Source organism: Pannonibacter sp. Q-1, assembly GCF_054073275.1.
This window is the reverse complement of sequence record NZ_JBSXNB010000003.1, coordinates 708,068-731,750: the sequence shown is the minus strand read 5'-3', so window position 1 is coordinate 731,750 and position 23,683 is coordinate 708,068. Positions and strand designations below refer to the sequence as shown.

The window sequence follows — 23,683 nt, the reverse complement described above, 5'->3', positions numbered from 1 at the left end:
TGCCGGCGTGTCCATCTCGCAGGGACCGGGCTTCAGCCGGCGCGGCGCAGATCGCCGGTTTCCGCCAGCAGCCATGTTCTGAGGTTGCGGATTCGCCGGTCGCGCTCCAGCGCAGGCGGATAGCACAGGTAATAGCCGGCCTCTGCCGCCACCCGGTGGGCGAAAATCAGGGACAGCCGCCCGGCGGCAATGTCCTCAGCCGCCAGTTCCGGCCCGGCAAAGGTGATGCCCGTGCCATCCAGCGCCGCCTTGAGGCTGAGGCTGGTGGAATCGACGGTGATGATGGCGGCGGGCTGCACCGGGCCGCCGGGCAGGGAGGCATTCCAGCGGGCAAAGCCCTCATGCCGGTGGCCGGAGATGAAGAGCGTGCTGCGGCCGACAAGCGCGCGGGCATCCTCTCCGGCTGTTGCCCGGCCCAGCAGGGTCAGGGTTTCGTCGAAGAGGTGCTCGCTCACCGTGCCGGTCCAGTGCCCCTTGCCATGGCGCACGGCGGCGTCGGCGCTGCCTGCGGCCAGATCGGCCACCTCCTGCGTTGTCTGCAGCTCCAGTTCAAACCCCGGCCGGGCCGCCGGATAGGCGGCAAGGCGGGGCAGCAGCCAGTGGGCGGCAAAGCCGGGCGGCAGCGACAGGCGCAAGGGGCCGAGTTTGCGCCCGGTCTGCAAGCTGCCGACGCTCTCTGCGATCTGGCGGAAGCCTGCGGAAAGCCCCGGGGTCAGCATCCGCCCGGCCTGAGTCAGCTCCAGCCTTGCGCCCGTCCGGCGCAGCAGCTCCACGCCCAGGCTGTCTTCCAGCAGGCGGATCTGGTGGCTGACGGCGGAGGGCGTGACGCCGATTTCTGCAGCGGCACCTTTGACCGAAAGATGCCGCGCCGCTGCCTCGAAAGCCCTCAGGGCATTGAGCGGAACGGGCAGGCGCACGGGGCCGCCGTGCAAGGCCTTGTTATCCTGCTGCATGGCTCTGATCCTGTCTCCGGTTCTGTTTGCTGTCCCGGAAGGAGGATCGTAGAGTTCGTGACACTCGTGGTAAAATGCAAAAGCGTCACGTGACGCAATTGGAGGGTGCCGATGCGCCTCAAGTCGCCCTGGAAGCCGCGCCTGTCCGGTGAAGCGCAACTGCCCTGCGACAGGCTGGCGGCGGCGCTGGCGGAAGACATTCTCGATGGAAAGCTGGCCGCAGGCGAGCGCTTGCCGCCGCACCGGGATCTTGCCTGGCAGCTGGGCATCGGGCTTGGCTCCGTGACCAAGGCCTATGGCATTCTGGAGCGGCGCGGCCTTGTTCATGCGCTCAAGGGCAGCGGCACTTTCGTGGCGGATACCGGCGGGCGCAAGGGGGCGGTGATCGACCTGTCGCAGAATGCTCCGCCCGCCGTCATGAGCGAGCGGCTTCTGGCCCGTACACTGACCGCTTTGGCCCGGCAGGCTGAGCCGGCCCTGTTCAATTCCTATCCGCCGGTGCCGGGGCATGTGCGCTTCCGCACCGGCCTTGCCCGCTGGTTCGGGCGGCTGGGCACGGAGACCGGTCCCGGCCGCCTGCTGCTGACTGGTGGCGCGCAGCATGCGCTCACCGTGTGCCTGTCGATGCTGTCCGGTCCGGGCTCCCTGCTGCTGGTGGAGGCGCAGACCTATCCCTGTCTGCTGACACTCGCCCGGTACTCCGGAGTGCGGCTGGCGGCCGTTGCCATGGATCATGAGGGCATGGAGCCGGAAGCGCTGGACCGTGCCTTGCAGGCGGCGGGGCCGGATGTGCGGGCCTCGGTCTATCTGATGCCGACGATGCAGAACCCGGTGGCCACCTGCATGAGCCGCGCCCGGCGCGAAGATATCCTGGCAGTCTGCCGCCGCCACGGGGCGCTGATCATTGAGGATGACGTCTATGCGCTGGGTGCCGATCCCGCATTGCCGTCGCTCACCAGCCTTGATCCGGAGCGGGTGTTCTACATCAACAGCCTGTCGAAGACGCTCAATCCTTCGCTGCGCATTGGCGGGCTGGTGGTGCCTGCCGCCTGGCAGGAGCGGGCGGAAGCCTGCCTCTACGCTCACGGGCTGATGATCTCGCCGCTGAGCTGTCTGGTGATGGAGCACTGGATCATGGATGGCACGGCTCAGACCATTTGCGATGCCATCGGCGAAGAGGCGGCGCGCCGCCGGGCGCTGGCGGCCAGCATTCTGGGCGATGCGCTGCCGCCGCATCCGAACCTTGGCTATCACGTGTGGCTGCCGATGGCAGATCAGGAGGCGCAGGCGCTGGCGGCGGCTGCCCGGGCGCTCGGCATTCTCGTCACCGATCCGCTGGCAACCGCCGCCGCTCCGGAGAACGGGGCGGCAGGCGTGCGGCTGTGCATCGGCGCCCCGGCGCAGGCGGAGCTCGAAAGCGCGCTCAAGGCCATTGCCGGGCTTCTCGCCAATCTGCGCGGAGCCATTGCCGGGCCGCTGGCCTTTCAGGCATGAGATCCGGCTCTAGTCCGGCAGCCCCGCACAAAAGGCCTCCAGCAGCATCCGCCCCTGCGGCCAGTCTTCAAGGCCGCTGGCACCATTGATGTGGCCAAGAGCACCTGCTTCGATCAGAACGGCCCCCCATTCCCTCGCCCGGCGCCAGGCATGGTCCGGTGTGCCATAGGGATCATTGGCGCTTGCGATGATCAGCGCCGGAAAGGGCAGGGGCAGGGCTGGCGGGTTGGCAAAGCTTGCCGCTTCCCTTGCCGGGAAAGCAGGCCCGTCCGGATCCGGCACGGCCACAAGAAAGGCGCCGCGCACCCTGCTTCCCAGCATGGGAGCGGCATGGGCCACCAGCAGGCAGGCGAGGCTGTGGGCAACAAGCACGGGCCGGGCTGGCGCCTGCGAGACGGCCGCATCCAGAGCCATTGTCCAGTCCTCCAGCTCTGGCGCGTCCCAGCTTGAGGGCCGGAAGCGGCGGAAGGATGTGTCCGAAGCCTCCCAATGGCTTTGCCAATGGGCTTCGCCGGAGCCGCCGATGCCGGGAAGGATGAGTTTGGGAAGAGTGTTCAGGGTTGCCATTGCGCAGTGCTCTCCGCATGAGACCGGAACACCGAGCATAAGCTTGTGCTTCACGCGGCAAAGTGACGGGTTCTCAGCTGGCGGCCTGCATTTCTCACGTTTCGCTGTACCAGAACCGGGGCAGCAGGGCGCAGAATGAGAGGGCGGTTAGCTGGACCAGTCCGTGGGTTTGTGAAAACCGGCCGAAATGGCGGGCGAGCGGAACACCGCACAGCCCGGCCGCAATGGCAGCGTCCAGAAGCAGAAACAGAAGCAGCATGCCCGCCCCGGCTGCTATGGGATGCCGCCGGATCGCCCGGTCCTGCCAGCCGCTGGCGAGCATTGCAAGGCAGAGAGCGAGAAAGACCGCCGCCTCCAGCAAGGCGCCGGGCAGCGGACCCGCATGGGCATCAAGCCAGAGGGCGCGGGTGAGGCCGGTGGCGATGTAAGCGGCGGACAGTGGCAGGCCATAGGCAAGAGCGGCCTGCAGGCCATCCCCGGTCGTGTTCGGCGCCAGCCGGTCCATCGGGCAGTTCTCCCTTCATCCCGCCTTGGCCGGGGGCAGCAGCAGGCGGCGGGCATAACCGGCGGCAAAGGCGAGATAGGCCCCGGCCCAGGCGAGAGCCGCCGTGTCCAGCAGCGCGCGTGCCGCGTCTCCGGCGTGCGGTGAGGCGACGCGGGCGATCGTGCCCAGGATGACCAGCGCAAAGATGGCCAGATCCAGCCTGTCTGCCGTCAGCGGATGGCCCGAGTGGCCTCGGCTGGCGCGGGTCATGACGGCCAGCGTCATGATGCCGATGGCGCCCGCCGTCCACAGATGCACGGATGCCGTTGCATCGCCAATCTGCGGCAGCAGCACGGCGCAAGGCACAGCCAGAAAGCCGAGGGCAAGAATGAGGTGGCCGATATGGAGGATCAGCAGCAGCGGCTCACGCCTTGCCGCAAACCCGCACCAGCGTGTCAGCCGCCAGATCTGCCCCGCTCCCGCCAGCAGCATGAGGACGGCCGTTGCCAGTGCGTCCGGCAGGTTTGTCCAGAGCACAAGTGCGGCGCCACTCAGCACCATCACCGCAGCGTCTGCCTTGTTGAAGATGACGGGCAGTTTTGCCGCCTTGCGGGCGTTGAGCCAGTTGCGGGTGAAGGCCGGGATGATGCGCCCGCCGATCATGAGGATGAGCAGGATCACCAGCGACAGGCTCGCCCTGAGCGAGACATCTGCCACGCCGGTCTGTGCGGCTTCCAGATGAAAGCCGAGGTCCGCCAAGGCCAACAGGCCGATCACGGCGACGATCTTCAGATTGCGCAAATTGCGGGCGGCGATCACCTCCCGCGCCATCACGGCAGCGAGGGCGAGGGGGAAAAGCACATCCAGCACGGCCACCGGAACGGAGCCAAGAGGCGCTCCGAAAGTTACTGCCACCCGCCCGGCCAGCCACAGCAGCACCAGCGCCAGCAGCAGCGCGCCCGAGACAGGCGGACGGCCGGTCCAGTTGGCCACCGCCGTCAAGCCGAAGCCTGCAATGATGGCCATCACGCCGCCGAAGATCAGCGTGTGCACATGCCAGTCCCTTGGCACGAACAAGGTGGGCAGGGAGAAGAGGCCCGAATAGACCGGCACCCACATCAGCACGGAAGCTGCCATGGCAAGGGCACCAAGAAAGAAGAACGGCCTGAAGCCGCCGGAAAGCCAGTGCGGACTGGTCATGTGATGATCTCCCTGGCGGTGCCTTGCGGGATTTTGAATGCGTCTCAGCAGCTGCGTTCTGTGGGGACAGCCGGTCAGGCACTCATTTTTCTGCCTGCTTGGGCCGAGGCTGGTGATTTCCCCTCCTCTCAAGGGGGCAATGTTTACAACGGACTTCCAGTCAGGCTCCAACTCCTCTCCCCCCTTGAGGGGGAGATGCCCCCGGCAGGGGGCAGAGGGGGGTATGCAGCCTGTCCGGTTGTAAGAGAGGGCCTGCCGTATTGAGGCGCTGCTACCCCCCTCTGTCAGCTTGCGCTGACATCTCCCCCTCAAGGGGGGAGAGGGGCGCTGCGGCAAAACGAAGGCCCAATCTTCCTCCGTGCGTCCAAAGTAAACATTGTCCTCAAGGGGGAGGGAGGGGGCTGAAAAGCCGTGCGGTGGTGGCCAGATTGCCGCCTCGTCCCAATGCCATCAAAGCCCGCCGAGCAGGGCTTCGAACTTCTTGCCGGCCTTGCCGGGTGTCTTGACGGTCTTGGCGGTTTCCAGATTGACCGGGGCGCCGACGACGACGGCGGCGACCATGCCCATGCCCAGATGCGGCTTGCACTTGATGCCGTAGACGCCTTCCTCAGTGAAGGTGACGGTGATATCCTTGCCCATCTTGCCGACGAAGGGTTCGGCGCCCTCCGGCAGCATGCCGGGGATGGTTTCAGCGTTGTGGCCGGCATCCGTCGCCTTGAAAGTGACGGTGTCGCCGGGAGCGATGGTGATCAGTTCCGGCTCGAAGACCATGACGCCGGCCTCGCCCTTGTTCAGCATCTTGACTTCATGATCGGCCGCTGCGGCCATGCCGGTGAGGCTGAGGACCGTGGCCGTGGCGAGGATGAGGGACTTCATGGACATGATATTCTCCAAAGTTGAGTTTTAAATTCAGGTATGTGGAAGAAATAGCCTCCGGCACGGCGGGCGACGTTGAGCCAGGTCAAACTGGATGACGGTTGTTGTGCGCTGCACAGGCTTTGCGCGGGCGGTGCCGGCTGGAGAGAATAAGTGCCGCTGCGTAGAGGCCGAGTGCACCCATGGTGAGCCAGCCGGATGCATTGCGCAGGCTGTCCTGTTCCAGCAGGTTGCCCGCCACCCGCAGCGCCGTTGCGCCTTGCAGAAGCGCAAGCGGCAGGTAGAGCGCGGCCGAATAGCGGATGCGCAGGCCTGCGACGGCGGGCAGGATGATGGGGGCATGGGCAAAGACCATGGACAGTACGAAGCCGAGGCCTATGGCATGGAGCGCAATGTCATGCCCTGCCGCGGACGTTCCCGGCGGCAGCATCAAGAGTGCCGCTGCGGCCACAAGCAGCCAGCCATAGCCGCACAGAAGGGCGGCGGCGGAATAGCGGGCAAGGCCTTCGCCCCTTATGGTGATCAGCGCCACGTCATTGACCGTCAGCCACAGGGCAAGCCCGGCGAGTGCCGTGCCTGTCAGCCAGGGCGTTCCGGCAAAGGGCTCGCCCGTCAGCAGCCCGAGGCAGAAGACGGCGACCAGCAGGACCAGCAATCCGGCTTGCAGAGGCCCGCGCTGGCGCAGGCGCGACAGTTCGATCCGTTCGGCCGTGATGGTGAGGATGAGGAAGCCCAGCCAGATATAGGCGGCAAGGGCCGGGTCACCGGTGATAAGCCACACGCCCGTGCCGATGGGCCATAGCACTGCAGCCACCAGCAAGACGGCGCTGAACAGGGTGCGCAGCGCCAGCGCCGCCTGCGCGCTCAGCACGGCAAGGCCTGCCCCGGCAGCGACGAAGGCGAGGGCGGCTGACTGCGGCTCGAACCAGATCAGGACGGCCCCGAACCCAGACACAGCGGGAACGGCGAGGGCTGCAGCCGAGCCCTGCGCCACCGCCCGCTCCAGCGCAATCAGGGTGCCGAAGAAGCCGCAGAGCATGAAGACCGAATGCCGGTCCGAAACTGAAAGGGCAAGATCGAAAAGCCCCAGCCGCGCCAGTCCGGCGCCAAGGCCGGTGACAAGGCTCGCCAGCGCCAGCACGGCGGTGAGAAGACGGATTGCTTGCACCATGGAGCGGGGCATGGTCAGCTCCACAGCCTTGTCCGCAGCTGCTGCCACAGGCCGGCCCCGGTATCAGAGGCGGGCACAGGGTTTTCGCCGCCGAAGCGCTGGCGCACATGCGGGGCGGCGAGGTCCGGCGTCCAGCGGAAGGCGCGGTCGAGCGTGACTTCCACTTCCGTCTGCGGCGCGGCAATCTCCTCCACGGCGATGGAGGCGGTTTCGGCGATCAGCCCGCCCAGCGGACAGGTGGGCGTCGTCATGCCAAGGGTGATGCGGATGCGTCCGGGCGTGCAGGCGATCTCCCGGACAAGCCCGAGATCCACAATGCTGACGCCCAGTTCCGGATCATCGACGGTGGTGAGGGCTGCGAGGATGGAGGCTTCGCCGGTCATGGGACAATTGCTCCTGCGGATGGCTGTTGCAGGAAGTGTGCGGCAGTTGCCGCTCCGCCTCTTTGTGCAGGCACAAGCTTTGACGCAGCTTGTCAGCCGTCCTGCCGTGGAGTGCCCGGCTGCATTGCGGCCAGAAGCTCAAGGCTTGCCACCCCTTGCGCGGCGGCAGCGGCAATCTGGCGGAAGGCATCGGCGAGAACGGCAAGGTCGGCGGCATCCAGTTCGGCGGCACCGGGGGATTCAAGATCCTGCAGATAGGGCAGGAAACTGGCCAGCTGACGCGTGCGCTCTCTTGCGCTTTCCAGCAGGCGGCGGCGGGTGCGGCGGATTTCGAATTCGGTGAAGACGGCGACCGTCCGCTCCACCTCCTCCTGACAGGCGCAGGGCAGGCCCATGTCCTGCAGAACATGCGCAAGCCGCTGCAGCAGGGCGGTGTCTGCTGCAGCGGCCTGGGGCTTGAGGTCCGGCTCTAGAATCCCAGCCATTGCCGCACTCCCGTTTCCTCGCGCACCAGCCGGATGCCGAGGTTGGCGGGCGGCACGCCCACCGAGCAGGCCCCGGCCTTGGGGTCGCGGAAGAAGGTTGTCATCAGCGCCCGGTGGCGGCCTTCGGCCACCCGGATGCCGCAGTTCTCCGTCTCCCGCACCTCTCCGCCGGGCAGCACATGGTGGCGGCGGTAGCAGGTGGAGGTCCATTCCCAGACATTGCCGGCAAGATCCAATAGGCCATGCTCATTGGTGCCGAAGTGTCCGGCGGGCATGGGTTTGGGGTCGATTTCTTCCTGCAGTTTCGATTCAATATCGTAGACCGCAATCCAGCGCCTCGACGGGTTGGCCGGGTCGCTGATCTCCGTATAGGCATCGTCTTTGAAGCGCGATCCGGCGGCGAGCGCCCATTCCCGGTCGGTCGGCAGGCGCCACGTCTCTCCAGTCTGGGCCGACAGCCAGGCGGCATAGGCTTCCGCATCGATGAAATTGACGCCGGTGACCGGCAGATCCGGCGCGCCCTTTGTGCCAAGTGCAAGGCAGGCTCCGTCGGCCACGCAGGCATCATAGGCGCCGCGCGTCACCTGCGCCCGCATGATGGTGAGCGGGGCTTCCAGCGTCAGCGGCACACGCGGGCCGTTGACCGGCGTGCCCCGGTCCAGAAACTCGCCGGGCTCCCGGTAGGCGAGGGCGGCCTCTTCCAGCCTGACCGTCTCCGGTGCGGGATGCGGGGCCTTTGGTGCGGCGGCAAAGCCCTGCAGCAGAGTGAGGAGGGCAAGGCCTGCAACGGCGGCGCTGGTGTATCTGATCAAGGTCATGGATGACCTCCTGATCGCCAGAGAGGGAGAGAAGAGGGAAGCTGCGGCAGCCCGGAGAGGCGGGCTGCCGCAGCAGGCTGTCAGTTGCTGGGGATCGGGCCGGGGGCCGAGACCTGCATCATCAGGTCATTGTCCCAGTCGCCTTCCACCTTGAAGTGGGCCGCTGCCCCCAGTTCCATGGCCTCGATGAGGTTGTGGTTCACATAGGCGTAGATGCCCGGCTGCAGGAACTTGTAGGTCGCCACGGCGGCGCTGCCGCCTGCCACGAACCACGTCTCCAGCCCCTTTTCCGGCGGGTTGTCGAACTTGCCGCGCTCCCAGACATGGTCGCCGTGGCCGCCGATGAGATGCGGGCGGGTGTCCCGGTTGGCCGAGCTGTGGATCATCAGCACGGTCTCGCCGACATTGGCCTTCATGGCCTTCTCGCCCGTCAGCGCGCCAACGGCGCCGTTGAACACGACATGGGTGGGTACCAGCCCCTTCATCACCTCGACCGTATCGGCATAGGCCTCGCCGGGGCTGTCGTAGTCCACGTATTTTCCGTTCTCGTCCTTCGGCACGTAGAGGTCGAACTCGCCGATGGTATAGGCCCGGTCATAGTGGATCGGGTTGCCTGCCTCATCCTTCAGCCCGTCACGCGGCAGCACCAGAATGGTGCCCGACATGCCGCTGACCACGTGCCAGGCGACCATGCCCGTGGGGGCGCAGTGATAGACGAAGGCGCCGTTCTTCGTGGCCTTGAAGCGCAAGGTGGCCTGTTCGCCGGGGTTGACGAAGGTCAGCTGCGCGCCGCCGAGGGCACCGGTGGCCGAATGGAAGTCGATGTTGTGCGGCATCGAGTTGGTTTCGGGGTTGATCAGCGTCAGCTCGACATAATCCCCTTCATGCACCACCATGGTCGGGCCGGGCATCGAGCCGTCGAAGGTCATGGCCTGGAAGGTGGTGCCTTCGCCGTCGATGACGATCTTCTTTTCCTCGATGGTCATGGTGAACTGGACGACCTTCGGTCCGCCCTTGGCCACCTGATCATGTTCCATGACGAAAGGCGGGGCGACGAGTTTGGCCTTCACGCGCTCGAGGCCTACGGTCAGGTCCGTTTGTCCGGTTGCGGCCTTCAGCGTGGGGTTGGGTCCTTCTTCCGCATGGAGCGGTGCTGCGATCAGAAGGGCGATGGCGGCTGCACCACACAGGGCTTCACGGCGGGTCAACATGGCATTTCCTTTCACTCAGGTTGCCTTGGGTGTTGACTGGATTACAGAACAAAGGGCAGTAGAGATGTTTGCGAAAAGGCAAACAGTGCAGCGGTGGTTGCCGGGGATGCCATTTGGTCGCAGTCGATGAAACAAGTCATTGCTGCGGCTTTGAAAAGTGATCTGGAGAAATTCAATGGCCGTGCATCGACTGGATCGCTCGCTCATTCGCAATCTAAGTATTTTCCAGTACATGAGTGATGCGGATCTTGATAATGTCCTTGCCATGGCCAGCGTGCGGCAGCTGCCGGATGGAGCCACGGCTTTCATGCAGGGCATCGAGGCGACGGAGTTCTTCTGCCTGCTCAGCGGCCGGCTGAAGGTGATCCAGACCACGCCGGATGGCCAGCAGGTGGTGGTGCGGCACGTCAATCCGGGCGATATCTTCGGCATCGCGCGGGCCATGCGGCGTCCAGATTATCCGGCAACGGCCACCGCCATCGTCGACAGTCTGGCGCTGGCCTGGCCCTCGAACCAGTGGGAAGCCTTCATCGCCCGCAGCCCGACGCTGGCGCTCAATGCGCTGCAGACCGTGGGCCAGCGCCTGCAGGATGCGCATACGCGCATTCTGGAACTTTCGACGGAAGAGGTGGAGCGGCGCGTTGCCCATGCGGTGCTGCGGCTGGTGCGTCAGGCCGGCAAGAAGACGGAAGAGGGCATTCTCATCGACTTCCCGGTGACCCGGCAGGACATTGCGGAAATGACCGGCACGACGCTGCACACGGTCAGCCGGGTGATGACCGCCTGGGAAGCCAAGGGGCTTGTCCAGTCCAGCCGCAAGCGTGTGGTTGTGGTCGATCCGCACCGGCTTTATCTTCTGGCGGAAAGCAGCGGCGACTGAGCCCGGCAGGGCAGAGGGCTCCGGAGTTTGTTCTCCGGCAACGAAGGCGGTATGCGAAGGTTCTAGCTGTTGAGGCCTCAACCTCTGTCATGGAGCCTCTGATGACCCTTTCTGCTGTCCAGTCCCAATCCATTCCCCCGGTTACCGTCGACCTGCGCCCCCTGCCGCGCCCGCAGCGCCACATGCTGGTCTTCCGCCAGTTCGAGGCGCTGATGCCGGGTGAAAGCTTCGAGCTGATCAACGACCACAATCCGCTCGGCCTGCTGCATCAGTTCGAGCATTACCTGCCGGGCCAGTTCACCTGGACCTACCGGGTGGAAGGGCCTGCCGACTGGCACGTCATCGTCGGCCGTCCGCATGAGGGTGAAGTTGCCGAGGTGGATCACAGCCATTCCGACAGCTGCGGCTGCGGCTCGTCTGGCCGGGGCGGCTGCGGCTGAGACAGGAATACCATTGGCCCGGTCCGTTAGTGCGGGCCGGGTTCAGCGCAGCTGCGGGCCCTGGCGCATGGCCGGGGGCAATGGATGCTGGCCGAAGTCGACGAGGCTGCGGCGCAGAATGGTTCCGGCGGCATCGGCGATCAGCGTCAGGCGCTTGTTGCCGTAGAAGAACAGGCAGGCGAACCGGCCTTCGTCTTCATCGCGCCCCTCATGCAGACGGCAGGTGATGCCCCCCGCCCGCATCAGGCGCAAGGCCTCTTCCGGCGGCATCTGCAAGCCGGCGGCGATATCCTTCAGGTCGATTTCCGGTGCTTCGCGTGTCATGGCGTCTTTCCTCTGGCGCCGAGGATAGCCCGGTTCACGTCGCTCAGAAACTCCTCAAGCGGCACATGATGCTCCTCGCAGGCCTCCCGCACATCATGCAGATGGGCAATGGGGCAGCCGATGCACCGCATCTTGCGGCGGATGAAGACGGGAATGGTCTCCTTGTAGGTCTCCATCATCCCGTCAAGGATGGTTTCCGCGCAGACCGGGCCGCTCAGGATCGTGACCATGTTTCTGCCTCCCTGGCTGATGCGAGGCCTCCTTCGGGTGGATGCCTGCAGCCTTCATGCTGCGCCTGCGGGCGGCGGACAACGTTGCGCGGGCGCAAAGTTTCAGCTTGTTGCAAGCTATCCCACCAGCTGCCGGTAAATGGCCGGAAGCGCCGAGGGCAGACGGTCCGGATGGGTGATGATGGCATAGGCGCCCCGTCCGAACAGCCAGGGGAAATAGTCCCGTGCCTCCTCGTCCACCGTCACGCCGAAGACCTTGAGGCCTTGCTTGCGCGCTTCCCGGATGGCCGCGCGCGTGTCCTCGATGCCATAGCGGCCTTCGTAATAGTCGATGTCATTCGGCTTGCCGTCGGTCAGCAGCAGGAGCAGCCGGTGGCGCTGCGGGCGCTGGGCCAGTTGTGCGCTCACGTGCCGGATGGCGGCGCCCATGCGGGTGTACTGTCCCGGCTTCAGCCCCTCGATCCGCCGCAGTACCCGATTGTCGACGGCATCGCCGAAGTCCTTCACCGTATCCACCTGCACGGCGCTGCGGCGCCGGGAGGTGAAGGTGAAGATCGCATGCTCGTCCCCGCAGGCATCCAGCCCTTGCGTCAGCGCCAGAAGCGCGGCCTTCTCCACGTCGATCACCCGGTGGGTGCCGAGTGAGGCATCCGTCGACAGGGATACATCCATCAGCACGGCCATGGACAGGTCCCGCTCGATGGCGCGCCCGGCGAGAAAGAGGTTTTCCGAGCCCGCGCCCCCGGCCTTGCGGTCGGCTGCGGCGCGCACCAGAGCCGAGAGATCAAGGTCTTCGCCGTCCGGCTGGCCATGCAGCACCACGCGGCGCGGGCGCAGGGCCTCGAAGTGGCGCCGCACGGCCCGGATCTGGCGCTGCATTTCCGCCGTGGGCTGCCAGCCTTCGCTGTCTTCCCGTGCCCGTCCGGCGATGACCCGGCAGTGATCCGGGCGCAGCATCTGCTTCTTCCAGTCCCATTCGGGATAGGTCAGGCCAGATGTGAGGCTGGTTTCTTCAGCCTCTGCCGGGGCAAGGTCGAGGTCCAGCTTCAGCCTTGCGGCCGTGCGCTGGCGGTTGCTGCCGATGGTCAGGTCGCTCATGTCTTCGGCGGCCTGTCTGGCGCCGTCCTCGTCGTCCTCATCGACGCGGCGGTTCACGTTGACCATCTCGGCCAGCGAGAAAATCGTCTCGAAACGGTGGAAGCAAAGCGGATCGCCCCGGTCGCTCTGATCCGTTTGCCGCCGCTCGGCCTGCCGCCGGCGCGCGTCGGCGGAAACGGATCGCCCGTTTGCCTCGTCCCGCTCGTCCGGCTGGGGCGCGCCTGCGGTCAGGCGGATTTCGCCGAACAGGGGCACCGGCAGGAAAGGCCGGTAGCCGCGCGGGGCATGGAACTGGCGAAGGTCAGCATCCGGCTCCTCGATGGCGGCAAGAAGGCAGGTGTCCGGCGGGCGGCGGCCGCCGAGAAGGGCGCAGATGGCCTCTTCCAGCCTTGCTTCCACCGGCGGCAGGCGGCGTTCGGGCCGGACGGAAAGTGCAGCGGCGCGCAGCCGGTGAAACAGGGCCCTCAAGCCCGGCCATGTGTTCAGCGCTTCCCGCGTGGCGGCAACGGCAGCGCGCAGGGAGAGAAGGTCGCTGACGAAGAGATCCTCATGGGCGGCCACCGGCTCCGCATGGGCAAACCAGGCGGCGAGCCACTCGTAGAGCGCGGCATTGTCTTCCTTCTGCGGAAAACAGTCGATCACCGGCGGCAGACGCAGCGCTGCGGTGTCCAGAACGGCGCGCTCCAGCTTTTCCTGCCCCAGCCCCACGCGGCGCAGCAGGCTGAGCCGGTGGCCGGACACGGCGGGGGCTGCTTCTGCAATGCGGATGGCGCCGCTGCCGCCCAGCGCCCGGAACAGCACGCCGAGCCGCAGGCGCATGTCTGCGAGCGGCACGCCTGCCTCAGGATAGTGGGGCAGGGTGGTGAGGCTGCCCACCAGCGCGTGCCAATGGGAGCCGACGAATTCCTCCGGTTCGAAGATCGACATGTCTCACCCCAGTGCGAGTTCCGCCACCCGTGCCAGCGCCGCCTGCACATCGGCATCATCGCTGAGCGGCTGCAGCAGGGCAGCTTCCAGCGCGGCGGCGGGTTTTACTCCGGCGCGGATCAGTGTCGCGGCATAGACGAGAAGCCGGGTGGAAGCGCCTTCCTCCACGTCCTGGCCCTTGAGGTCGCGCAGGGCATTGGCGACGCGCACCAGCGGTACGCAGCGGTCCTTCGGCAGACCGCTTTCGGCCGAGACGATGGCCGCTTCCGTGTCCGGATCGGGATAGCCGAACTCCAGCGCGATGAAGCGCTGGCGGGTGGAGGGTTTCAGGGCCTTCAGCACATTCTGGTAGCCGGGATTGTAGGAGATCACGAGCATGAACTCCGGAGGGGCGCTCAGCATTTCGCCGGTGCGCTCCAGCGGCAGGATGCGGCGGTCGTCGGTGACGGGATGCAGCACTACGGTCACATCCTTGCGCGCCTCCACCACCTCGTCGAGATAAAGGATCGCGCCCTCGCGGATGGCACGGGTCAGCGGGCCATCGGCCCAGACGGTTTCCCCGCCTTTCAGCAGATAGCGGCCGGTCAGGTCGGCGGCGGTCAGGTCGTCGTGACAGGCAACCGTATAGAGCGGGCGGCCAAGGCGTTCGGCCATATGAGCGACGAAACGGGTCTTGCCGCAGCCGGTCGGCCCTTTCAGCAGCACCGGCAGGCGGTTGCGGTAGGCCTGCTCGAACAGCAGGCATTCGTTGCCCGAAGCGGCGTAGAAGGGCGCAGCGGATGCTGCTGGCATGGAGTGCGGGACGGTCATGAAGATCTCCTTGCTTGCGTCTCTGGGCTCGCGTCTCTGGGCTCACGGCTTTGGGATCACGGCTCTGGCGTGAAGGGGGCTCCGGGCGCGGCCCACCACCGCGCCCGGAGCAAGGCTCATTCCGCAGGCTGGACTGCTGTCTGAGCCTTTCGCTGGGCGGCCACCCGCCGGTCACGGACGGGGCCGAAGACGGACCAGAGGAACATCAGCGCTGCAATCAGCACCAGCACGCCGGAGCCGAGGCGCACCCAGTAGAACGGGGCGATCTCGTCCTGCACGTCCATGTAGGACATGCCCATCACCCGCTGCAGATGCACCTGCACCGCACCGGCGAAGGTGAGGGCAAAGGTCATCACCATCATGGCGCCGCTCATGATCCAGAAGGAGATGATGTTCAGCGTCTGGTGATAGGGCGCCTTGCCACGCAGATAGGGCATGGCATAGCTGATGAGCGCGAGGTTCAGCATCACATAGGCGCCATAGAAGGCGAGGTGCCCGTGTGCGGCCGTCACCTGCGTGCCGTGGGTGTAGTAGTTCACGAAAGACAGGGTGTGCAGGAAGCCCCAGACGCCCGCCCCGAAGAAGGCCCCCACCGTGCAGCCCAGCGACCACAGCATGGCCGCCCGGTTCGGATGGTCCTTGCGGCCCTTGAACACCATGGAGAAGGCGAAGATGACCATGGCGAAGAAGGGGGCAATCTCAAGGGCGGAGAAGATCGATCCCACCCACTGCCAGTAGCCCGGCGCGCCGATCCAGTAGTAGTGGTGGCCGGTGCCCAGAAGCCCCGAGAAGAGGGCAAGGCCGACGATGGAATAGAGCCACTTCTCGATCACTTCCCGGTCGACGCCGGTCATCTTGATCAGCAGGAAGGCAAGGACCGAAGCCATCACCAGTTCCCACACGCCTTCCACCCACAGATGGACGATGTACCACCAGTAGACCTTGTCCAGCGACAGATTGTCCGGCGCATAGAAGGCAAAGAGCCAGAAGACGGCGATGCCCCAAAGGCCCAGCAGCAGCACGCTGGTGACGGCGGTGCGGCGGCCCTTCAGTACGGTCATGGAGACGTTGTAGAGGAAGATCAGCGCCACCACGACGATGGCGATCTTGATCCAGAGCGGCTGCTCCAGGAACTCGCGCCCCTCATGGATGCCCTGCGTATAGCCGATGACGGCGGCAAGCGCGCCGAACATCAGCAGGCCAAGCTGGACATAGGCCAGCAGCGGGCTTTCGATGTCCCGTTCCGCCTCTTCCGGCACCAGATAATAGGCGCAGCCGAAGAAGCCCATCAGCAGCCACACGATCAGCGCGTTGGTGTGGATCATGCGGATGATGTTGAAGGGCATCAGTTCGGACAGGGTGTTCGGCAGCACATAGACCGTGCCGGCGAGAGCGCCCGCGGCGATCTGCACGCCGAACAGGATCATGGCACAGACGAAGTACCAGTAGGCCACTCTTTGGGAAGCGTATTTCATGATTGTCCCTCCTCAGCCCGCGTCATTGGGCGGCCAGCCCTGGGTGTCGATGCGGCTGGTCCATTCGAGGAAATCGACGAGGTCGTTCAGTTCCTGATCGGTCAGGTGAAACTGCGGCATCTGGCGGCGGCCCTCGATGCCGGAAGGCTGGGCCTGCATCCAGGCAATCAGCCCCTCGCGGGCCGCCTGCGGATCGTCCTTGCCGCCATAGCGGACCCAGACGTTGCCGACTTCAGGCGCGAAATAGGCGCCCTCACCGAGGATCGAGTGGCAGTTGACGCAGGCGTGCTTTTCCCACACGTGCTTGCCGCGGATGACGCCCTCGGTCAGTGTTGCCTCGTCCGTGGACTTGGTGACGATGTGCCAGTGGCTCTGGGCGGTGAGCCCGACGAAGACAAGGAAGAAGAAGATCGACCCGCCGTAGAAGATGTTGCGTGCGGCCGATTTCGTGAAACGCCCGGCAGGCGGCCGGTGCGGTTCATGAGGTGATGACATGCTGTGGTCTCCCGTTATTGGCGATTGCCAGCGGTGGGCTCACAGCTAAGGTCTTCGGGGGCGGGGGACGTTGTTGCGGAACAAACTTCAGCGTCCTTGCAGGTTGCATATCACTTTGCGCGGACGCAAACTGGCCACTCGCCCGCAATGCTAAGCCTTATCCCGCAGATGATTTTCAAGAGGGACAGACCCCATGCCCCTGCCCAAGATTGCCATTGTCACCGTCTCCGACCGGGCGAGTGCGGGCACCTATCAGGACCTCAGCGGACCGGCCATCTTCGATTGGCTGAAGGAAGCGGTGCTGCCGCCGTTTGAAGTGGTGTGCCGGCTCATTCCGGATGGTGCGGACAGCGTTGCGGCAACGCTGCAGGCGCTGTGCGATGTGGAGCGCTGCAGTCTCATTCTCGTGACGGGCGGAACAGGCCCAGCACCGCGCGACCAGACGCCGGAAGGCGTCAGCCTCATTGCCGAGCGGCATCTGCCGGGCTTCGGCGAGACCATGCGCCGGGCCAATCTTGCCGAAGTGCCGACCGCGATTCTCTCCCGTCAGGAGGCCGTGACGCGCGGCGCCAGCCTCATCATCACGCTGCCGGGCAAGCCTGCGGCCATCGCAACGTCGCTCAATGCCATCTTTGCCGCCGTTCCCTATTGCCTCGACCTCATCGGTGCGGCCCGCATCGAAACCAACCCGGATGTGGTCGCGGCCTTCCGTCCGAAGGGGGCGTGAACTTCCCTTCCGCCAGATTGATGCGCATCAACCTTCGGGGGCAGGAGGGCTGCTAAGCCTTGCCAGTCTTTTGCAGTCTTTTGCAATCTTTTACCCGGGCCCTCATGCGCACGCTTCCTGCCTTTCCCGATCTCCGCTCCTTCCTTGGCTGGTGTGCCGGGGAAGGCACGTTCCGGCGCATTGCCTCGCCTGTCGCTCTGGCCGAGGAAATGACGGCGGTGCACCGGCAGGTGCTGCTGAAGGGCGGGCCGGTGCTGCAATTCGATGCGCCGGTGCATGCAGACGGGCGGATCAGCCCGGTGCCGGTCGTCGCCAATCTCTTCGGCACGCGGGAGCGGGTGGCGGCGGGGCTGGGCGTGGGGCTTACGGATATTCCGGCGCTGGGCCAGTTTCTGGCGGCCCTGCGCAATCCGGTGCCGCCGGACGGGGTGCGGGATGCGCTCTCGCGCTGGCCGCACCTGGCCGCTGCCCTGCGCAACCGGCCGAGGCTGACCAGCCGGGCGCCGGTGCAGGACGAGGTGATGAAAGAGCCCGATCTTGCGCTTCTTCCCGTGCAGACCTGCTGGCCGGAAGACGGCGGGCCGCTGGTGACCTGGCCGGTGGTTCTGACCCGGCCGGAAGGTTCGGCGCTGACGGATACGGCCGCCTATAACGCAGGGGTCTACCGGGCGCAGGTGCTGGACAGCGGCAGGATGATCCTGCGCTGGCTCGCCCATCGCGGCGGGGCCGCCCATCACCGCAGCTACATGAACGCTGATGCCGGGCGCGGCAAGCCGATGCCGGTGGCGGTCGTGCTGGGCGCCGATCCCGCGCTCTTGCTGGGGGCTGCCTTGCCCCTGCCGGAAACCGTTTCGGAACTTGCCTTTTCCGGTGTGCTGCGCGGGGCGCGCACCCGTCTCGTGCCTGCCCGCAGCATTCCCATGCTGGTTCCCGCGGATGCGGAAATCATCATCGAAGGCTGGGTGCAGCCGGGCGATACGGCGCCCGAAGGCCCCTTCGGCGATCACACGGGCTACTATAATTCGGTCGAGCCTTTTCCCGTCCTGACCGTCAGCGCCATCACCCACCGGCGCGATCCGCTGTACCTCTCCACCTGGACCGGCCGTCCGCCGGATGAGCCCTCGGTTATCGGCGAGGTCTTCAATGATCTGGCCCTGCCGGTCATCCGCCAGCAAATCCCGGAGGTGCGCGATCTGTGGCTGCCGCCGGCTGCCTGCTCCTACCGCATGGCCGTGGTCAGCATCGCCAAGCGCTATCCGGGGCAGGCGCGGCGGGTGATGATGGCCCTGTGGGGCATGCTGCCGCAGTTCAGCTACACCAAGATGGTCGTGGTGGTGGATGAGGATATCGATCCGCGCAATTGGGATGACATCGCCTGGGCGCTCGCCACCCGCTATGACCCGGCCCGCGACAGCATGATCTTCGACCGCACGCCGATGGATTACCTCGACTTTGCCTCGCCCCTCGATGGACTGGCTGGCAAGATCGGGCTTGATGCTACGGTGAAGATTGGCTCTGAAACCCAGCGCCTCTTCGGCACGGTGATGAAGCTGAGCGCTGCGGCCGAGGCTGCCGCTCAGCGCATTCTGGCGGCGGAGGGCCTGTCATGAGCCACGTGGTTCTGGGCGTCTCGGGGGCATCGGGCGCGGCATTGGCTCTGGCAGCGGCGCGGGAGCTTGCGGCCCGGTCCATCGGCTTCGATCTGGTGACGAGCCCGGCAGCGGAGCGCACGCTGGCGCTGGAATGCGGGGCAGGCGCATTGGAAAGCCTCTCCGCTCTGGCTGCCCGCCGGCATCCGGCTGATGACGTGGGCGTGCGCATTGCCTCCGGTTCCTTCCCCGTGGACGGCATGATCGTGGCGCCCTGTTCCATGCGCAGCCTTGCGGCCATTGCCCATGGGCTGGATGACAATCTGCTGGTGCGGGCGGCCTCGGTGCAGCTGAAGGAGCGCCGCCCGCTGGTGCTGCTGGCGCGCGAAGCCCCGCTCACGCTTGCCCATCTGCGCAACATGACGCTGGTCACCGAAATGGGCGGCATCATCCTGCCGCCGGTTCCGGCCTTCTATCTGCGCCCGGCAAGCCTTGACGAGGTGACCGCCCAGATTGCCGCCCGCGCCATCGATCTCCTGCGCCTCGGCCCGCCGCGTGCGGCGGCGTGGACGGGGGGAGAGACGCGGCCTGCACATGACGAGGTCAGGACCGCTGGCGCTGGCGGTCTGCGGAGGACTGAGGAATGAGTGCTGTTCTTGGCGCCGGCGAGTTCATTCTTGCCTTCATGGTGTTCCTGCTCGCACACCGGATACCAACCATTCCGGTGGTCCGCTCAACATGTGTCGCAACACTGGGGCCGCGCGGCTTCACCCTGGCTTATTCGGCACTCTCCCTGCTGCTGCTGGCCTGGGTGATTGGTGCGGCCGGGCGTGCGCCTTACGTGCATCTCTGGGACACGGTTCCAGCTCTCGCCTATTTCGCGCTCGCCCTGATGCTGGCCGCGTTCCTGATTGCGTCGCTTGCGCTCGGGCGCCCAAATCCGTTTTCCTTCGGGGGCATGAACAACGGGCAGTTTGATCCCGCCCGGCCGGGCATTGTGCGTTTGACGCGCCATCCGCTGCTGATGGCGCTGGCGCTCTGGTCGCTTGCGCATCTCGTGGTCAAGGGCAATGCCGCGCATGTGCTGATGTTCGGCAGTTTCCTTGCGTTCTCGTTTCTGGGCATGCGCATGCTGAACCGGCGCAAACAGCGGCAGATGGGCGGGCGCTGGCAGGATCTTGATTCAGCCGTTGCCGCAAGGCCTTTGCTGGCTTGCCTTCTGCCGCTGCGGGAAACGGTGCTGAGAGGCTGTGTGGCCGTCGCGCTGCTTTACCTGATGCTGCTGCTGCATCCGGTCCTGTTCGGCGTTGATCCGCTGCATGCCTATTTTCTGGGGTGAAAGAGGCTGCAGTCCCCGGCTGCCTCAGGACGATGGATCGTCGATAAGGGGCGCGGGCCTTGCAAAGCGCTCCAGCTCTGCGCGCTTTTCGATCACCACGCGGCTGCCGTCGATATGCACGCCATAGGGTGACAGGGCCTTGATGGCGCGGGACATGTTCTCCGGCGTCATGCCGAGGAGAGACGCAAGCTTCCGCTTTTCCAGGTCAAGCACATAGGCATCGGCACCGTTGCGGGCGGCACTTTCCTGCAGAATGTAATTGGCAAGCCGCTCCAGCGAGGTTCGCAGTTTCAGCGTCTTGGTGTGCTTGATCGAGGCCCGGTAGCAGGTTGCAAGCTCACGCACGACCGCACGGGCGAAACCGCTGTCGGCATCAAATATGCGGCGCACGTCCTCGGAAGGCAGCATGACGATGCGTGAGCGCTCAAGGGTTTTCGCCGACATCAGATAAGGCGCGTTGCGGATGGTGGCTGCCATGATGAAGGTTGAGACCGGCCGCACGATGCTGATTGTCGTCTCCTTGCCTGACCATGTGGCGTAAAGCTCGACGCTGCCGTCAATGATGACATGCAGAAAATCGCTGCTGTCGCCTTCATGGATCAGATCCACCAGAGGCGGGAAGGACTGCACATAGGCGCCACGCATGACGGCTTCGAAATTTTCGTCCTGCATGCTGTGGAACAGGTCGAGTTGCCGGATTTCGTCCAGATAGGCTGTTTTCATGTCGCGCCTCAATTTTCTTCGCAAATAGTGTCTCGTTGATTGATAATTGTCAATCACAATGTCAAACTAAAATTATTGGTCTGTATTAAATCGTCAATTACATGTATTAATAGTTTTTGTTTCTCGTTTATTTTGGCCTTCTTGTGAAGTGTTTTGATGCAGGTCAAGTTTATGATCTGCAGTCATTGGCAGTCTCCCCTCGGCATCACGACGCGAATAGATGCCGGAACCGGGAGAGTTTCCTGTGATTACATCCCCCTCCGTAACGGGTGGGGCGCAGAATCGTGCGCTTGCACTCAGTACCATCGCCTTCACGGCCTGCTTTGCGGTCTGGACGATCTTTTCCATCATTGGTGTGGCCATCAAGACCGAGCTGGGTCTCTCCGAGTTCCAGTTCGGCCTGCTCGTGGCGACGCCGATCCTCACCGGCTCGGTGACGCGCCTGTTCCTCGGCGTCTGGACCGAGAGATTCGGCGGGCGGCTGGTGTTCTCCGCCCAGATGCTGCTGACGGCAGCGGCCACCTGGATCCTGACCTTCGCCAGCACCTATCCGATGTATCTGCTGGCCGCGCTCGGCATCGGCCTTGCCGGCGGCTCCTTCATCATCGGCGTTGCCTATGTCTCGCGCTGGTATGATGCGGGCCATCAGGGCACGGCGCTCGGCATTTTCGGCGCGGGCAATGTCGGGGCGGCGGTCACCAAGTTCATCGCGCCCTTCGTCATGGTGGCCTATGGCTGGCAGGGTGTTGCCCATGTGTGGGCGGCAGGTCTGGCGCTCATGGGCATCGCCTTCTATCTGCTGGCGGAAGATGACCCGCAGCTGGTGGCGCGCCGCAAGTCCGGTGTGAAGGCACCGTCCCTTGCCGAGCAGTTTGCGCCTCTGAAGAACCTGCAGGTCTGGCGCTTCTCGCTCTATTACTTCTTCGTCTTCGGCGCCTTTGTCGCGCTGGCCCTGTGGATGCCGCATTATCTCATCTCCGTCTACGGCGTGGATGTGAAGACGGCCGGCATGGCGGCTGCGGCTTTCTCCCTGTCCGCCTCCCTGTTCCGCGCCTATGGCGGACACCTGTCGGACCGCTTCGGCGCACGGTCGGTCATGTACTGGACCTTCGGCTTCTCGCTGGTCCTTCTGTTCATGCTGTCCTATCCGCCAACGGACTACGTCATTCGCGGCAAGGACGGGCTGATCACCTTCTCCACCCAGATGGACCTGTGGCCCTTCGTCATCACCATGTTCGTCCTCGGCTTCTTCATGAGCCTCGGCAAGGCGGCGGTGTTCAAGCACATCCCGGTCTATTACCCGCAGCATGTGGGCGCGGTCGGCGGTCTGGTCGGCATGATCGGTGGTCTCGGCGGCTTCATCCTGCCGATCACCTTCGGCGCGCTGCTGGATGTCACGGGCATCTACACCAGCTGCTTCGCGCTCCTCTTCCTGCTTGTGGCCGTGTCGCTCGGCTGGATGCACATGTCGATCCGCCGGATGGAGCGTGCCGCTCATGGCGCGGAACTCGACAAGCTGCCCGCCCTGCCGGAAATGCAGGAAATCCACCAGCCGGACCGCACCGTCATGAAGAAGGTGCTGGACGACTGGCGGCCGGAAGATCCGCAGTTCTGGCAGGAAAAGGGCAGGGCGGTTGCCCGCCGCAACCTGTGGATCTCGATCCCCGCGCTGCTGCTGGCCTTCTCGGTCTGGATGGTGTGGTCCGTCGTGGTCGCCCGGCTTCCGGCCATCGGCTTCAACTTCACGCCCTCGCAGCTGTTCTGGCTGGCAGCCCTGCCGGGCCTCTCGGGGGCAACGCTGCGCATCTTCTACAGCTTCATGGTGCCGATCTTCGGCGGGCGGCTTTGGACGGCGCTGTCGACGGCCTCGCTGCTGCTTCCGGCCATGGGCATCGGTTATGCGGTGCAGGACCCCTCGACGCCTTACCTGATCTTCCTGGTGCTGGCGCTGCTGTGCGGCTTCGGCGGCGGCAACTTCGCCTCCTCCATGGCCAACATCGCCTTCTTCTTCCCCAAGGCGGAGAAGGGCAACGCGCTGGCCCTGAATGCCGGGCTCGGTAACCTCGGTGTCTCGGTCATGCAGTTCCTGGTGCCGGCCGTCATCACCACAGGTGTCTTCGGTGTCCTTGGCGGGGCGCCGCAGACCCTGAGCGACGGCACGCAGCTGTTCATGCAGAACGCCGGTTTCATCTGGGTGCCGTTCATTCTGGCAGCCACCGCCCTGGCCTGGCTTGGCATGAACGACATCGCCGATGCCAAGGCGAGCTTCCGCGAACAGGCCATCATCTTCTCGCGCAAGCACAACTGGCTGATGTGCATCCTCTATACCGGCACCTTCGGCAGCTTCATCGGCTATTCGGCGGGCTTCCCGCTGCTGACCAAGCTGCAGTTCCCGGATGTGAATGCGCTGCAGTTCGTCTTCCTGGGGCCGCTCGTCGGTGCGCTCAGCCGCGCCGGTACGGGCTGGATCAGCGACCGCTTCGGCGGCGGGCGGGTGACGCTGTGGACCTTCGCGGGCATGATCATTGCCGTCTTCGGGGTGATCAGCTTCCTGCCGCAGGGTGGTGAAGGCGGCAGCTTCACAGGCTTCTTCGCCTGCTTCATGGCGCTGTTCTTCCTCACCGGTGTCGGCAATGCCTCCACCTTCCAGATGATCCCGGCCATCATGGCCTCGGAAATCCCCCGGCTGATGCCGGAACTGGATGAGGCGAGCCGCCGCCGTCAGGTGGAGCGGGAAAGCGCTGCCATCATCGCCTTCACCAGTGCGGTTGCGGCCTATGGCGCCTTCTTCATCCCCAAGGCCTACGGCACCTCCATCGAGATGACCGGCGGCCCGGTGGCCGCGCTCTGGGGCTTCCTCGCCTTCTACGTGATCTGCCTCGTCATCACCTGGGCCGCCTACACCCGGCCCGGCGGGCTGCTGCACGCCATCGAAACCCGCCGTGCGGCGCCCCGTGCCGCCCACCCTGCATGACCGGTCCTGA

At 65.3% G+C, this 23,683-nt stretch carries 25 protein-coding genes; 8 read left to right on the top strand and 17 right to left on the bottom strand.

Annotated elements, in window-relative coordinates; translation table 11 throughout:
- Positions 1–32: 32 nt before the first annotated feature.
- A complete protein-coding gene (locus ACVNHC_RS11230) occupies positions 33–953 on the bottom strand; it encodes a LysR substrate-binding domain-containing protein (protein WP_457167310.1) in 921 nt (306 codons plus the stop codon).
- Positions 954–1,064: 111 nt separating this feature from the next.
- Between ACVNHC_RS11230 and ACVNHC_RS11225 the strand changes: the two genes are divergently transcribed.
- Positions 1,065–2,447 carry an aminotransferase-like domain-containing protein gene (locus ACVNHC_RS11225; protein ID WP_123195024.1) on the top strand — a complete coding sequence of 461 codons (1,383 nt, stop codon included), beginning with the start codon at positions 1,065–1,067 and terminating at the stop codon, positions 2,445–2,447.
- Between the two features lie 9 nt (positions 2,448–2,456).
- On the opposite strand, the gene ACVNHC_RS11220 is transcribed toward ACVNHC_RS11225, so the two are convergent.
- The 9 genes from ACVNHC_RS11220 to nirK all read right to left on the bottom strand — a co-directional run bounded on the left by ACVNHC_RS11220 (position 2,457) and on the right by nirK (position 9,642).
- Positions 2,457–3,014, bottom strand: a complete 558-nt coding sequence (locus ACVNHC_RS11220; RefSeq protein ID WP_457167309.1) for an RBBP9/YdeN family alpha/beta hydrolase — start codon at positions 3,012–3,014, stop codon at positions 2,457–2,459.
- Positions 3,015–3,108: 94 nt separating this feature from the next.
- On the bottom strand, positions 3,109–3,519 hold the full coding sequence (locus ACVNHC_RS11215; protein ID WP_457167308.1) for a hypothetical protein: 411 nt from the start codon (positions 3,517–3,519) through the stop codon (positions 3,109–3,111).
- Positions 3,520–3,534: 15 nt separating this feature from the next.
- Positions 3,535–4,698: an NnrS family protein gene (locus tag ACVNHC_RS11210; RefSeq protein WP_457167307.1), complete on the bottom strand. Its 1,164-nt coding sequence runs from the start codon at positions 4,696–4,698 to the stop codon at positions 3,535–3,537.
- A gap of 450 nt (positions 4,699–5,148) precedes the next feature.
- Entirely contained in the window at positions 5,149–5,580 is a 432-nt protein-coding gene (locus ACVNHC_RS11205; protein ID WP_457167306.1) for a pseudoazurin, read from the bottom strand.
- 79 nt (positions 5,581–5,659) lie between these two features.
- Positions 5,660–6,793 (bottom strand): hypothetical protein, encoded by a 1,134-nt coding sequence (locus tag ACVNHC_RS11200; RefSeq protein ID WP_457167305.1) that lies wholly within the window; start codon positions 6,791–6,793, stop codon positions 5,660–5,662.
- Complete coding sequence (locus tag ACVNHC_RS11195; RefSeq protein ID WP_050473023.1) at positions 6,760–7,128, bottom strand: metal-sulfur cluster assembly factor; 369 nt, start codon at positions 7,126–7,128, stop codon at positions 6,760–6,762. The genes ACVNHC_RS11200 and ACVNHC_RS11195 overlap by 34 nt, the downstream gene beginning before the upstream one ends.
- Positions 7,129–7,220: 92 nt before the next feature.
- Positions 7,221–7,613: a hypothetical protein gene (locus ACVNHC_RS11190; protein WP_050473024.1), complete on the bottom strand. Its 393-nt coding sequence runs from the start codon at positions 7,611–7,613 to the stop codon at positions 7,221–7,223.
- Positions 7,598–8,431 (bottom strand): SUMF1/EgtB/PvdO family nonheme iron enzyme, encoded by an 834-nt coding sequence (locus ACVNHC_RS11185; protein ID WP_457167304.1) that lies wholly within the window; start codon positions 8,429–8,431, stop codon positions 7,598–7,600. The genes ACVNHC_RS11190 and ACVNHC_RS11185 overlap by 16 nt, the downstream gene beginning before the upstream one ends.
- Positions 8,432–8,511: 80 nt before the next feature.
- Positions 8,512–9,642 carry a copper-containing nitrite reductase gene (gene nirK / locus ACVNHC_RS11180; protein WP_094463060.1) on the bottom strand — a complete coding sequence of 377 codons (1,131 nt, stop codon included), beginning with the start codon at positions 9,640–9,642 and terminating at the stop codon, positions 8,512–8,514.
- A gap of 175 nt (positions 9,643–9,817) precedes the next feature.
- Between nirK and ACVNHC_RS11175 the strand changes: the two genes are divergently transcribed.
- Complete coding sequence (locus ACVNHC_RS11175) at positions 9,818–10,522, top strand: Crp/Fnr family transcriptional regulator (RefSeq protein WP_058898994.1); 705 nt, start codon at positions 9,818–9,820, stop codon at positions 10,520–10,522.
- Between the two features lie 101 nt (positions 10,523–10,623).
- On the top strand, positions 10,624–10,962 hold the full coding sequence (locus ACVNHC_RS11170; RefSeq protein WP_457167303.1) for a DUF2249 domain-containing protein: 339 nt from the start codon (positions 10,624–10,626) through the stop codon (positions 10,960–10,962).
- A gap of 42 nt (positions 10,963–11,004) precedes the next feature.
- On the opposite strand, the gene ACVNHC_RS11165 is transcribed toward ACVNHC_RS11170, so the two are convergent.
- The 6 genes from ACVNHC_RS11165 to ACVNHC_RS11140 all read right to left on the bottom strand — a co-directional run bounded on the left by ACVNHC_RS11165 (position 11,005) and on the right by ACVNHC_RS11140 (position 16,321).
- A complete protein-coding gene (locus ACVNHC_RS11165; protein WP_457167302.1) occupies positions 11,005–11,286 on the bottom strand; it encodes a DUF6522 family protein in 282 nt (93 codons plus the stop codon).
- On the bottom strand, positions 11,283–11,516 hold the full coding sequence (locus ACVNHC_RS11160) for a DUF1858 domain-containing protein (protein ID WP_457167301.1): 234 nt from the start codon (positions 11,514–11,516) through the stop codon (positions 11,283–11,285). Before ACVNHC_RS11160 ends, ACVNHC_RS11165 begins: the two co-directional genes overlap by 4 nt.
- Before the next feature lie 117 nt (positions 11,517–11,633).
- Complete coding sequence (locus ACVNHC_RS11155) at positions 11,634–13,541, bottom strand: VWA domain-containing protein (RefSeq protein ID WP_457167300.1); 1,908 nt, start codon at positions 13,539–13,541, stop codon at positions 11,634–11,636.
- A gap of 3 nt (positions 13,542–13,544) precedes the next feature.
- A complete protein-coding gene (locus tag ACVNHC_RS11150; protein WP_122521507.1) occupies positions 13,545–14,351 on the bottom strand; it encodes a CbbQ/NirQ/NorQ/GpvN family protein in 807 nt (268 codons plus the stop codon).
- A gap of 116 nt (positions 14,352–14,467) precedes the next feature.
- Positions 14,468–15,826, bottom strand: coding sequence for a cbb3-type cytochrome c oxidase subunit I (locus ACVNHC_RS11145; protein WP_457167299.1), 1,359 nt, complete (start codon positions 15,824–15,826; stop codon positions 14,468–14,470).
- Positions 15,827–15,838: 12 nt separating this feature from the next.
- The gene (locus tag ACVNHC_RS11140) at positions 15,839–16,321 is read right to left on the bottom strand and encodes a c-type cytochrome (protein ID WP_050473032.1); all 483 of its coding nucleotides are present in this window, start codon (positions 16,319–16,321) and stop codon (positions 15,839–15,841) included.
- 193 nt (positions 16,322–16,514) lie between these two features.
- On the opposite strand from ACVNHC_RS11140, the gene mog reads away from it, so the two are divergent.
- From mog to ACVNHC_RS11120, 4 genes are all read left to right on the top strand, one after another.
- Positions 16,515–17,048 carry a molybdopterin adenylyltransferase gene (mog, locus tag ACVNHC_RS11135; RefSeq protein WP_122520804.1) on the top strand — a complete coding sequence of 178 codons (534 nt, stop codon included), beginning with the start codon at positions 16,515–16,517 and terminating at the stop codon, positions 17,046–17,048.
- Positions 17,049–17,152: 104 nt separating this feature from the next.
- Complete coding sequence (locus ACVNHC_RS11130) at positions 17,153–18,658, top strand: UbiD family decarboxylase (protein WP_457167298.1); 1,506 nt, start codon at positions 17,153–17,155, stop codon at positions 18,656–18,658.
- Entirely contained in the window at positions 18,655–19,284 is a 630-nt protein-coding gene (locus ACVNHC_RS11125; protein WP_457167297.1) for a UbiX family flavin prenyltransferase, read from the top strand. Before ACVNHC_RS11130 ends, ACVNHC_RS11125 begins: the two co-directional genes overlap by 4 nt.
- Positions 19,281–19,976 carry an NnrU family protein gene (locus ACVNHC_RS11120; RefSeq protein ID WP_457167296.1) on the top strand — a complete coding sequence of 232 codons (696 nt, stop codon included), beginning with the start codon at positions 19,281–19,283 and terminating at the stop codon, positions 19,974–19,976. The genes ACVNHC_RS11125 and ACVNHC_RS11120 overlap by 4 nt, the downstream gene beginning before the upstream one ends.
- A 24-nt stretch (positions 19,977–20,000) precedes the next feature.
- On the opposite strand, the gene ACVNHC_RS11115 is transcribed toward ACVNHC_RS11120, so the two are convergent.
- Entirely contained in the window at positions 20,001–20,699 is a 699-nt protein-coding gene (locus tag ACVNHC_RS11115) for a cyclic nucleotide-binding domain-containing protein (RefSeq protein ID WP_457167295.1), read from the bottom strand.
- Between the two features lie 220 nt (positions 20,700–20,919).
- Here ACVNHC_RS11115 and ACVNHC_RS11110 point away from each other — a divergent pair, with 220 nt between their 5' ends.
- On the top strand, positions 20,920–23,673 hold the full coding sequence (locus tag ACVNHC_RS11110) for a nitrate/nitrite transporter (protein ID WP_457167294.1): 2,754 nt from the start codon (positions 20,920–20,922) through the stop codon (positions 23,671–23,673).
- The last annotated feature ends 10 nt before the right edge of the window (positions 23,674–23,683 follow it).